Genomic DNA, 12191 nt, shown 5'->3' on the forward strand with positions numbered 1-12191 from the left:
AGTCCTCCGAAAATAATCATTTAATCATAGCATCTCCTAGAGCCAAACGGTTATAAGGATAAAATGAAACTTTCTGTGCATTAATGTTGTATTTTATTTTTGGGGTTTAGAAAAGGGGCAGGAGAGGATAACTTAATAATATAAGACGACTGGAGGAATAAATATGGAAAAAGTGATCATTATTGGAGGAGTGGCAGCAGGGATGAGCGCTGCTTCCCAGCTTAGGAGATTGAGTAAGGATGTCGAAATTCTCGTGTTTGAAAAAGGAGGAGATGTTTCATACGGGGCATGCGGGCTTCCATATTATATCTCTGGTGTGACAGAGTCGGAGGAAGAATTAATCGCGAGAACTGTAGATCAGTTTGAAGAACGGGGTATTCACGTTTACCTTCACCATGATGTGCAGCAAGTGGATGCTGAAAGAAAAGAAATAAGAGTGCTGGATATACATAATAACAAAGAAAAGACGTATCAATACGATCAATTGTTAATTGCTGTCGGGACTACACCCATTATCCCTCCTTTTATGAAAGAAAACCTTCAAAATGTCTTTACTTTAAAAACACTTGAAGACGGAAAAAAGATGAGAGTGTTTTTTCAGCAAGAACATATTCAACATGTGACGATCATCGGGGGCGGCTATATCGGATTGGAGCTGGTGGAAACGATGCTGGAGCTTGGAAAAAGGGTGACGGTCATTGAATTGAACAAACAGATTCTTCCGCCCTTTGATGCTGATATAGCTCAAATTATACAGAAAGAATTGGGAGACCGTGTAGAGTTCCGGCTAGGTGAAGAGGTTCAGGGATTGATAAACGATAGCGGTAAGGTGACTGCTGTTCAAACGAATGAAGGAACATATGAAACAGACGCAGTCGTCGTAAATGTCGGTGTTCGTCCGAATACGCAATTTGTCAAAGATATAGGGCTTAATATGTTAAAAAACGGGGCGATTATCGTCAACGAATGGATGGAAACGAATCTTCCTTCTATTTATGCTGCAGGTGATTGTGCAACCAGCCGCCACCTAATCTCACGAAAACCGGTGAATATAGCGCTTGGAACGATTGCGAATAAACAAGGAAAGCTCGTTGGTAATAATTTAGCGGGGCAGCGCCGACCATTTCCTGGGGTGCTGGGTACAAGTGTAGTAAAAGTGATGGAGTTGGAAATCGCCAGAACAGGTTTATCTGAAAAAGAGGCAAAAGAAGCGGAGATTCCATATAAAACGGTTACTGTTGACGCCAACAGCCACGCGTCTTACTATCCCGGTGCCAAAAAGATGGTAATCAAGCTGCTTTATCATCCGGAAACTCTTAAATTATACGGAGCTCAAATGGCGGGGGAAAAGGGAGTGGCGAAGCGAATCGATGTTTTTGCCACTGCCATTACAGCCGGAATGACAACAGAAGACATCACCCTTCTTGACTTGAGTTATGCACCCCCATTTGCGACAGTATGGGACGCGGTTCAAGTTGCGACAAGAAAAGCAAAATAAAGAGGATGATCAAAAGGGAAAAATCCCCTTTTGATCATCCTCCTGAAAGGCCCCGTCATGGAAATCCAGTAAAATCAAGGATTTCGTGACGGGGCCTTTCAGCAAACAGCGGTTTTTGTGCGGCCTATCAGAGACTTGACGGTCCGCACCTTTTGTTGTTGGCTCAAACTTATCCTTTTGAATGAACATACGTTCTTTTTGCCCTTTTAAGCGGTTTAACCGTAAATAAATAGACGCCGCCGATAACGAGAATGCTGCCAAAAAGCTGTGCGGTATTCAGTGTTTCTCCCAAAAGAAAGAAAGCGAGAATGGCGGTAAAGATAGGATTGAAGTTTAAGAATATCCCTGATTTTGTTCCGCCGACTTTTTGTACGCCAATGTTCCAAAGTATAGTAGCCAATGCGGTAGCCCCTACACTCGAATATAACAAGGCAATGTAGAAATGCGTTCCTGCATGTTGGATGGTCATGGAAGAAAGAGTAAAAGGAAGGGTCATGAAAACACCGAATATACCAGACCATAAAGTGGATTTAAAGGGGGAAACGTACTCCATTGCTTTTTTGGACGCAATGGAATAAAGGCCCCATATGATGACGGCGATAATCATATAAACATCACCAATGTTAAAATGGAGATGCAGCACACGGCTGATATCGCCGTGTGTCATGACGATTAGGACACCTCCTAGTGAAAGGACCATTCCCATAATTTGCTGTTTGTTTAAGCGTTCTTTTAATAAGAAGAAAGACGCAATGGCGATGGAAATCGGATTTAGCGTCGAAAGTAGTCCCACGTTATCTGCACTTGTATGATCTAATGCAAGAAACAGAAAGAAATTGAATAATAGCACGCCCGTCAGACCCATTAAAATCAAGGGCCATAATGCTTGTTTAGGAAACGAAAGCGATTTTTCTTTCCACCATACATACGGTAACAAACAGAGCACAGCAATGACCCATCGTAATTCTGTCAGTAATAATGGAGAGGCATGTGGCACGAGAAACTTGCCTGATACAAAATTTCCTCCCCATAACATACTGGTAATCAACAACAATATGTAATACATTGGCTGCATCGAGTATCACCCCTTATCTCCCTTCCATATTACTTCGAAACCCTAAATAAATCCACCTAAAGAATGTGACATAAGTAAAAAAACGCTATGTCACATTCTTTACGTATAAGCCTTTTTTAAGGATTCAAGGAAGAAGGGGCCGTTAATGTTAAAAGTAAAATTGACTCTCTCTAGCATGATAGCTTTTTACCTTATTTATGCTTTCTATTCTCCGTCTGGAGCTACTGACTTACAAAGGTTTATCTAATTGGATAGCGCTAACGGAGTGCTGTCCAATTAGGTCTCGAAACGTCGACAGGGTTGCAGAGCAACCCTGTCGACGTTTCGAGATAGATTTTATTGTCGGATGATAGAGTAGTTTTTGTCGAGTGGAATTTTTTGAAATTTATGTGAAATTTTCTTGTTGTTAAAATATGTTGATGTAATAAGTTTTTTCACCAATCACTTTACAACTATTTAAAAAAATAATTAAAAAAAATGTCTATTATTGCGAGTCTATTTACATATTTAGTAGAATTTGTAATAATGCGTTAGGGGGTTATTTTCTGATTAATAATAAGGGAGGACATCCATGTGTTTTTTTATAAGAAACACAGTAAGGCAGAGACTTTACTGATTGAAATTGTTCAAAAACGCCAACAAATGATGACAATAGCGGAAGAAAAAGGGTTTACAAACATAGAAACAATTAAGTGCAGTCAAGAACTTGACGAACTTTTAAATATATATCAACAGCTGTTAGCAAAAAAGGAAAAACAAAAAGGTTTTTTTCATTTCTAGTCAAACCGTTTGCCATGCAAAAGCTTGGTTAAATGAAAAAGAAGTCCCGTCTAAACAAAGCAAGGATTCATGACGGCTCTGGATTAACCTTCACATGCCCATACAGACGAGACTTCTTTCTATTGATTTCTAAATACATGAAAAGCTATGAACGGTTGATATTCTGCATCCAAATCACTTCACCATATGTTGCTTCTGCTTCTAATTTGTCCTTTTACACCTTCGTTTTAAAAGAGATTAATAAGGAAAATCATAAACAATAATCCAATGATAAAAGAATAGGTAGCAAACCGCTCATTTCCATCTCCATGACTTTCTGGTATCAGTTCTTTATAAATAATGAATAACATGGCCCCGGCCGCAAAAGATAATCCATATGAAACAAGGGAACTGATATAGGATGTTAAATAAAAGCCGAGAAGAGAGGTGAAAATCTCTACAGTCCCGGTTAAGGTAGCGATAAGAAAGGCTTTTAGTTTGGTAATATTTTGTTGAACTAAAAACAGGGCAACAAGCAATCCTTCAGGAGCGTTTTGCAGTCCGATGGCAAGGGCGATTAAATTTCCCGTGTTTGCCGCGTCTGAAGCGTAACTTACCCCGACAGACAGCCCTTCCGGTAAGTTATGAAGGGTAATGGCTGCGATGATCAGCATGGCTTTTTCATCAAATTGAATTCCGCTTTTAGAATGCTCTAAATCGATGTGAGGAATGTTTTGCTCCAATAATGTCAAAGTTACGACGCCGAGCATTAATCCAATGGCAAGAGCGGTAAATCCTCCTGATTGTAGAGCCTCTGGAATTAAACTCATCGTAGAGGCAGCTGTCATAATGCCAGCTGTGAAAGCTAGCAAAATATCACGCCAGCGGTGAGTTAATGAATTATGCAAAAATAAGATAGGCAAGGCGCCCAGGCCTGTCGATAACGCAGACAGAATGCTTCCAATTAAAACTTCCTTCATACTTCTTCTCCTTTAAGTAAATTCCCATCCTTAATATTATAAAGATATGTATGAAAAACGTGGATTTGCACGAGAACGGCTTAAAAGAAGAAAAGCCGTTCTCGTGCACAAATCTTCATCCTATGGAATTTGATCAAAGAAATTTACTTCAAATTCATACGGTTTATTCAGCAGGTTCTTCCTGCTTATTTTGCGTTAAATATAATTCTTGAACGCGCTGAACGTGATCACTGACTTTATTGGATACTTGAGGAATGCCGTAGCCAATAAAAATAGGCGATGTGGCAAAGCGGGGGATAAGCTTAACCATGATGTCTCCGTCCATATAATAAAAGAACAAGTTATAGCTCGTACAACTGCGGTGAAAATGATTCAGTACATAGTGAGCAGCCATTTGAAGATATTGCGCGAAAATAGATAAGTCTTTTAACTCAGACAATATAACATTGAACTCAAAAAAACCGATGCGCGGCTTCGTCGACAGATTAAATTGTACAGAGTTGCGTTCTTCTATGATTAACCCTTCCAATTGATCGCGTGAGACCCGTTCGTATGCATTGATGTTTTTTAAGCCGACAATTTGCATGTGCGGGTGACGCAGGGACCCCCCTGACATTGGGCCATGATTTTTAAAGAACATAACAGATTCATATTCTTTGCTGTTTATCATATTCAGCCAATGCTTAATACCGAAAGAAAGAAGTCGTTGTAAATGCTCTATTGGATAGATGGATAGTTCAGATAGGCATTCATCGGTTTCAATAATGACAGTTTGAAATGCCTCCTGAAGAACAGGGAACTTATTTTTCAGCCAGATGATCGGACCGTCTTGATCAAGTATGTCGGTTAAGGATTTTATATCGCAAAACGGACAAGGGTGCTGGCGGTTAATGATCGTTTCAGGCTTTTGACCCGCGATGGATGAATTGAAAATGAGATGGGACTGTTTCATAACGTTCACCTTTTATCACTTTTCTTAACATTATCTCATCCCCAATATAAAAAGCCAACTTATTCGTTTTGTACTTGTGTTAAAATTTGGACAAAGGGGGAAAAAGAGATGGAGCAAGCAGTAGGAAAGCTTTTTAGTACAGAGATTTTGAATGAAGCTGCTTCCCAATTCGGGGCAGAGAAAGACACCTTAAAAATGTTGGGCGACTTTGAAAATTATGTGTATGAAGTGACAAGAGGAGAGAACTCCTATGTGCTTCGTTTAACGCACAGTTCACATCGGTCACGTGAGCAGGTAGAAGCGGAACTTGACTGGATTCTCTTTTTGAAAAGAAAAGGAGTGGAGGTGGCAGCACCTGTTTTATCGGCTCGTGGACAGTTACTTGAGCGCCTTACCGTACCCGAAGGAGAGTTTATTGTCAGCTTGTTTGAAAAGGCGCCGGGGTGTTTAATTCGTGTGGATGATGACCTGCAGTTTCATGAATCATTATTTTCTCAGTGGGGAGAAATGATAGGTAAAATGCACAACGCAACTCGTGCATATACACCTCGTGCTGGTGTAAATAAACGGATGGATTGGCAGGAAGAAGAGTTAGGAACGGCATGGAGGATTGCCGAAAAAGAACCGTTCTTAGCTGACAAAATAGAAAAACTTTTAAAGCAAATTCAAATATTGCCTGTAAATGAAAATGTATATGGTCTTATCCATACAGATGTCCACTCGGGGAATTTCTTTTTTGATGGAGAAACTATGACCATATTTGATTTCGATGATTGCTGTTATCATTGGTTCATTAATGATTTAGCCATTCCGCTGTTTTATTCATCTTTTTATCGACATCCAAAAGATGAACAGGAGAGACAAAAATTTGCACGACGCTTCTTTCGTTCTTTTTTGGTTGGTTATTTTCGACATTTCGAGTTGGACGAATGGTGGCTTGAGAAGCTGCCGCTTTTTTTAATGTTTCGCGACATTACTTTTTATGCCGCTTTGCGCTTAAAGTTAAGCGATAAAGATTTGACGCCGCGCGTAAAAGAAATGATTGCTGAGGTGAAAGGAAGAATTGAAGCGGAACGACCGGTAGTGGATATTGATTATCGACAAATCTGTCAAGATTTAAGTCTACATAAATAATTATGAGGTGAGTGCTTTTTACTCACCTCATATTATTTATGTATAAGCGGTAAGTGAATAGTAACTTCTGTTCCTTTTTTGACGATGCTATCGATAGAGATGGTACCATCGTACATTTCAATGATTCGTTTGCACACGACGAGGCCGAGGCCGGTGCCGGTGTCTTTTGATGTATAAAAAGGATGGAAGATTTTATGCAGTCGTTCTTTTGGAATCCCTTCTCCCGTATCTTTTACTTTAATGATACATTCATTATTTTGGGCGATAACCGAAAGCGTGAGGTTCCCTCCTCTTGGCATAGAATCAAGAGCGTTTTTTGTTAAGTTCAACAATACTTGCTTCACTTGATCCTTTGTACAGTGGATAAGAAGCGGCTTTAGAGGAAGAGAGACGATGAATTCGACATTATGCAAATGGGATTCTGACTCGATAATAGGCTGAAGTTCTTTAATGATTTCGCTGATGTTGTGATTTTGGCGATGCTCAGCTGTAGGTTTTCCGAGAACGAGAAACTCGCTTACGATTTGATTGATGCGATTGATTTCGGTTTGGATGACCGAGAAATAATATTGATCTTCTTCGTCCTGGTGTTTTTCGCTCAGAAGCGTAATAAGTCCTTTAATTCCTGTAAGCGGATTTCTTATCTCATGGGCAGTACTGGCTGCTAATGTTCCCACAAGTTCAATCTTTTGTGCTTCCGTTTGTATGCGTTCCTTTAATGATTGCCGTTTTAATAGCCAAATCTTTAGCACTAAAAATAGAATGCTGGTTGTGATACTCGAAGAAATTAAAGAAATGATAAGAATTGTGGCGATAGTTAAAGTAGAAATGGGTTGGGCAGCCACGGCAACTGACCATGGAATCCGATCTAAATAAGTTTCGGCTTTGCGTACAGCAGGTACATGCACGGTCTTGCCAAACTCCAAAATGTTCACTCTGTTTCGGTCAAATACTTGAATATCAGTTTCAGGAGTAAGTTCTGTCATAACGCTTGCCAAATAGTTCAGGCGCAGAACAGCAAGCAGAATCGCTTGAATATGATTATTCGAGTCTAAGACAGGAGTGGCAATTGTGACGATATAGCGGCCTGTGAGCCGCCCATAATATGCATTGGATATAGTTGTTAGCTTTGTCTCTAAAACGCTTTGGAAAAAATCGCGATCATACACATTTACCTGTTTTTGCAAGGGATGGGAACCGAACAGCATGTTTCCTTTAATATCACAAAAATATAAGCCGGATAGGCGTAAGTCGTTATGATGGGCTTTAGCCAAAATGGATTCGATATATTGATGGGATTCTTTTTTAGGATTAGACGTAAGAGCAATGGTTTCAATGCTTGTTACGGTTTCTCCGATAAAACGGTCCAAATAATTTTTATGAAAACTGGCCAGTTGCTGTGCATCCGCCATTCGTTCTGCCTCGAGCTGATGTATCCGAAATTGAGTCCATATACCGCTTATGATAACCGAGGGAAGGAGAACGATCAATAGATAGAGCTGTATCGTTTTCATTTTTGATTGAGAAGCAAAAGAGTGCATCATCGATAAAGTAAATCTCCTTATAAAATGGGTCCTTAGAAAAGCTTCTTTTTATTATAACAAAATCGGCATAATTCAAACATGAACGTACAAGGAGGTAGGAGTTTGTTCGGTTCGTTTGAGGCACACAGATGTGCAAATGAAGACGTTGCAACAGGACGTGGCGATCTTAGTCGGCCTTCTTTAATCAAGTCGCCTTCGCTTTTTTTGTTGTCCAGCTGCACGAGCCAGCTCCTACGGTCATTTGATTCCTTCCTACAGAAGCAAAAAGCGCTTCTTTGTCAGGAACTCTAATGCCCTATGGAGGAGAGCCATGGATGGCGGGGATTACAGCGTTGGTCACAGGACGTGACCGTTCTTAGCTGTAACTGGGCTCGTTCCGCTTTTCTTTGCACCCAGGGTTTGACAAATAAAAGCGTTTTTAGTACTATTATCTTGAAGTCGAGATACATGGTTTTGGGCCTAATCAAAGGCTTTTTTCTCGCTTTCTTCAAATGGGGATGACAGAGTATTTTAGAAAAAAGGGGTTCTCCCTAAAAGACTCTACATTGGCCAAGTTTTCTTTAAAGGATGAGGAAAAGATAATGAGTGAACAAATGACTAGAGAAGAATTAGATCAATCATTAAAGTTATTTATTGTGTTATCAAGAGCTCATCGCTCTATCAATGATCACGTTCATAAATTTATTCAGCAACACGACTTGAATCCAACTGAATTTGCGGTACTTGAGCTGCTGTATCATAAAGGCAGACAGCCGCTGCAGCAAATCGGCGGCAAAATTCTGCTTGCAAGCGGAAGCATTACGTATGTCATCGACAAGCTGGAGAAAAAAGAATTTTTGATGCGTGTTGCATGTCCAAATGATCGCCGTGTGACATATGCAGAAATTACGCAAAAAGGAAAAGACATGATTGAGAGCATGTTTCCAAGTCATGAGCAGCGCATCCATGAATTAATGTCTGTCCTAACGAATGATGAAAAAGCCGGATTGATTGAGTTATTAAAAAAACTCGGTCATTATGCAGACCAATACGTCCCTTCCGAATAAAAGAGCCCATTGGGCTCTTTTATTTTAGGAGTTCATTTTCAAAGCTTTAAGTCATATAGTAAGGCAAATATAAATAAGAAAGAGGGAAAGTAATGAAATTTCAAGACTATAAATATGAGCGCCCTGACCTTGGTCTGATGGAACAGCAGATCCAGGATGCCATCCAGCAATTTCAACAAGCTGCGAATGCAGAAGGACAGCATGAAGCAATTCGGACGATAAATGATATACGGGCTGAATTCGATACAATGTATAACATATGCCATATTCGTCACACGGTAGATACGGATGATGAGTTTTATCAACGAGAGCAAGATTTCATGGATGAAGCAGAACCTCATGTGCAAAGTTTTGTTAGCCGCTACTATGAAGTACTCATTAAGTCCCCTTTTCGCACAGAGCTTGAACAAAAGTGGGGAGCCCACCTTTTTGCATTGGCAGAAATGGAATTAAAAACGTTTTCATCTGAGATTGTGAAAGATTTGCAACATGAAAATAAATTGGGATCTGAGTATACCAAGCTGGTCGCTTCGGCCAAAATTTCGTTTGAGGGGGAAGAGCGCACGTTAGCGCAGCTGGGCCCTTTTTTGGAGTCGAGGGACCGCGATATGCGAAAACGTGCAGCAGAAGCGAGAATCCGCTTTTTTAAGGAACATGAAAATCGATTTGATGACATTTTTGATAAGCTGGTGAAAGTTCGCACGGCTATAGCGAAAAAGCTTGGATTCAACAATTTTGTGGAATTGGGTTATGCACGCCTGGCACGTACGGATTATAATGCTGAAATGGTCAAGATGTACCGGGCGCAAATCCATGAGCATATCGTTCCTCTTGTCGTTCAATTAAAAGAACGTCAACGACAAAGAATTGGAGTGGACCAGCTTAAGCATTACGATGACGGGTTCATGTTTGAAAGCGGCAATGCCGTACCAAAAGGAGATGCGAATTGGATTATTGAAAATGGAAAGCAGATGTATGAAGAACTGTCACCAGAAACAAAAGAGTTTTTCCACTATATGTTTGAAAAAGAATTGATGGATTTGACAGCCAAAAAAGGAAAGGCCAGCGGAGGATATTGTACATATATCGAAAATTACGAATCACCTTTTATCTTTTCAAATTTCAATGGGACATCTGGGGATATTGATGTACTTACACATGAAGCAGGCCACGCTTTTCAAGTTTATTCGAGCCGTCATGTAGACGTTCCCGAATATGTATGGCCGACTTATGAAGCGGCAGAAATTCATTCAATGAGCATGGAGTTTTTTACATGGCCATGGATGGAGCGTTTTTTTAAAGAGGATGCCGAAAAATATAAATTCAGCCATTTAAGTGATGCCGTTGTATTTTTACCATATGGGGTTTGTGTGGATGAATTTCAACATTTTGTTTATGAGCATCCGCAGGCCTCGCCGCAAGAGAGAAAAGAAATGTGGCGCCAGATTGAACAAAAATATATGCCTTATAAAGACTATGATGGGATTGATTATTTAGAAAACGGCGGATTTTGGCATCGTCAAATTCATATTTTTACAGATCCATTTTATTATATTGATTATACATTAGCTCAAATGTGCGCTTTTCAGTTTTGGAAGCGCAATCGGGAAAATCACGAGGCAGCTTGGAGCGATTATCTCTATCTTTGCCGACAAGGCGGAACCAAGCCTTTTACCCAACTTGTAAAAGACGCAGGCCTCATTTCTCCATTTGAACAGGGGTGTGTCCAGTCGGTAATAGGTGAGATCGAATCGTACTTAAATGGAATAGATGATCGACATTTATCTCGTATTAGCGGGTAGTAATAAGTAGCTAACCATCCGTGAGAGGGGAAGAAGATTCCCGCGGATGTAAGTTTCCTTCGTAAAATAAAACGCTCTTGTACAGAATATAAAAGATGAGTATAGATATAGAAAATTTTAAAATAATAGAAAAAAATCTTAAAGGAAAAAATAGTCTGAAAACCCATGGAAATCAAAGGATTTGCAATCATTATCTCGTTAAATGATGTAAGAAAATATGACACACAGGAGAAAAAAATTCCTCAAAACAGTTGACAATAGTTATGTAACAATAATAGAATTTTATTGTTATTGTATAACAACTTTTTGGTAATATTCTCCTTTAATACCAGAAAGTCCAAAAACAAAAATATACTATTTAGAAGGGGGAAAAAACATGAAGAACAAAAAGTTTATTGTTTCTTTTGTTTTAATGCTGAGTGTCATGATGGTATTAGCTGCCTGCGGCGGTGCCAAGCAACAGCTTAGCATTGTAACAGGAGGTACAGGCGGTACATACTATCCACTTGGTGGATCCATGGCAAATATTATTTCAGAAAATACTGATGCTGAGGCAACAGCACAAGCGTCCGGGGCATCAGCGGAAAATATGCAAACATTGAGTGCCGGCGATGCGGATATCGCGTTTACACAAACAGATATTGCGAGTTATGCGACTGAAGGAAAACTAATGTTTGACGGCAAACCGATTACAAATATTAAAGCAATCGGTACGCTTTATCCGGAAACGATTCAAATCGTGACATTAAAAGGAACAGGCATTCAAAAGGTTGAAGATTTAAAAGGCAAAACGGTATCTATCGGAGCTCCTGGGAGCGGTACTGCAGCAAATGCCGAGCAAATTTTAGAAGTTCATGGCATGACAATGAAAGATGTTGAAGTGCGCAACCTTTCTTTTGATGAGTCAACAGAAGGGATCCAAGACGGAAGCATTGATGCGGCGTTTATTACAGCAGGTGCGCCAACAGGAGCTGTTGAAGGGTTATCGGCTACACAAGAAGTAAACATCGTTCCAGTCGCCGACGATAAAATCCAAGCATTGATTGAAAAATATCCTTATTACGTTCAAGATACTGTTCCAGCCGGCACATACAAGCTGCCTGCAGAAGTGAAAACAGTAGCTGTTCAAGCGATGCTTGCCGTAACAGACGAATTGGATGAAGAACTTGTCTATAATATTACGAAATCAATTTTTGAAAACACAGATAAAATTACTCATGCTAAAGGTAAATTGATTAAGGCTGAAAATGCGGTGGAAGGTGCGGGTATTCCATTCCATCCAGGTGCTGAAAAGTACTTTAAAGAGCAAGGCGTATTAAAATAATCTTTCCGGTTTCAGTCAGAAACAATGACACCCCTTCTTTTATGAAGGGGTTTGTCATCGTTTGGGCATGATATGGG

At 40.0% G+C, this 12191-nt stretch carries 10 protein-coding genes; 6 read left to right on the forward strand and 4 right to left on the reverse strand.

Annotated features, from left to right (window positions below; genetic code table 11):
- Positions 1 to 163: 163 nt before the first annotated feature.
- Positions 164 to 1498, forward strand: coding sequence for a CoA-disulfide reductase (locus tag BK575_RS05235; RefSeq protein WP_078409217.1), 1335 nt, complete (start codon positions 164 to 166; stop codon positions 1496 to 1498).
- A 169-nt stretch (positions 1499 to 1667) separates the two neighbouring features.
- Here BK575_RS05235 and BK575_RS05245 read toward each other — a convergent pair whose 3' ends face one another.
- Positions 1668 to 2573, reverse strand: a complete 906-nt coding sequence (locus tag BK575_RS05245; RefSeq protein WP_078409219.1) for a DMT family transporter — start codon at positions 2571 to 2573, stop codon at positions 1668 to 1670.
- 573 nt (positions 2574 to 3146) lie between these two features.
- Between BK575_RS05245 and BK575_RS05250 the strand changes: the two genes are divergently transcribed.
- On the forward strand, positions 3147 to 3353 hold the full coding sequence (locus BK575_RS05250; protein WP_078409220.1) for an aspartyl-phosphate phosphatase Spo0E family protein: 207 nt from the start codon (positions 3147 to 3149) through the stop codon (positions 3351 to 3353).
- 227 nt (positions 3354 to 3580) lie between these two features.
- Here the strand turns inward: BK575_RS05250 and BK575_RS05255 are convergent, their stop codons facing one another.
- Together BK575_RS05255 and BK575_RS05260 are read right to left on the reverse strand one after the other, a co-directional pair.
- Positions 3581 to 4312, reverse strand: coding sequence for a ZIP family metal transporter (locus BK575_RS05255; RefSeq protein WP_078409221.1), 732 nt, complete (start codon positions 4310 to 4312; stop codon positions 3581 to 3583).
- A gap of 163 nt (positions 4313 to 4475) precedes the next feature.
- Positions 4476 to 5264, reverse strand: a complete 789-nt coding sequence (locus BK575_RS05260) for a DUF4931 domain-containing protein (RefSeq protein ID WP_078409222.1) — start codon at positions 5262 to 5264, stop codon at positions 4476 to 4478.
- Positions 5265 to 5372: 108 nt separating this feature from the next.
- Here BK575_RS05260 and BK575_RS05265 point away from each other — a divergent pair, with 108 nt between their 5' ends.
- On the forward strand, positions 5373 to 6398 hold the full coding sequence (locus BK575_RS05265; RefSeq protein ID WP_169907551.1) for a phosphotransferase enzyme family protein: 1026 nt from the start codon (positions 5373 to 5375) through the stop codon (positions 6396 to 6398).
- Positions 6399 to 6430: 32 nt separating this feature from the next.
- On the opposite strand, the gene BK575_RS05270 is transcribed toward BK575_RS05265, so the two are convergent.
- A complete protein-coding gene (locus tag BK575_RS05270; RefSeq protein WP_078409224.1) occupies positions 6431 to 7942 on the reverse strand; it encodes an ATP-binding protein in 1512 nt (503 codons plus the stop codon).
- Between the two features lie 581 nt (positions 7943 to 8523).
- Between BK575_RS05270 and BK575_RS05275 the strand changes: the two genes are divergently transcribed.
- The 3 genes from BK575_RS05275 (at position 8524) to BK575_RS05285 (ending at position 12114) form a co-directional block, all read left to right on the forward strand.
- Positions 8524 to 8988 (forward strand): MarR family winged helix-turn-helix transcriptional regulator, encoded by a 465-nt coding sequence (locus tag BK575_RS05275; protein WP_328589482.1) that lies wholly within the window; start codon positions 8524 to 8526, stop codon positions 8986 to 8988.
- Between the two features lie 92 nt (positions 8989 to 9080).
- On the forward strand, positions 9081 to 10790 hold the full coding sequence (locus tag BK575_RS05280; RefSeq protein ID WP_078409225.1) for a M3 family oligoendopeptidase: 1710 nt from the start codon (positions 9081 to 9083) through the stop codon (positions 10788 to 10790).
- Positions 10791 to 11166: 376 nt separating this feature from the next.
- Entirely contained in the window at positions 11167 to 12114 is a 948-nt protein-coding gene (locus BK575_RS05285; RefSeq protein ID WP_078409226.1) for a TAXI family TRAP transporter solute-binding subunit, read from the forward strand.
- Positions 12115 to 12191 lie beyond the last annotated feature (77 nt).

It is taken from the genome of Priestia abyssalis (assembly GCF_002019595.1).
In the GTDB taxonomy this organism is placed as follows: Bacteria; Bacillota; Bacilli; order Bacillales; family Bacillaceae_H; genus Bacillus_BA; species Bacillus_BA abyssalis.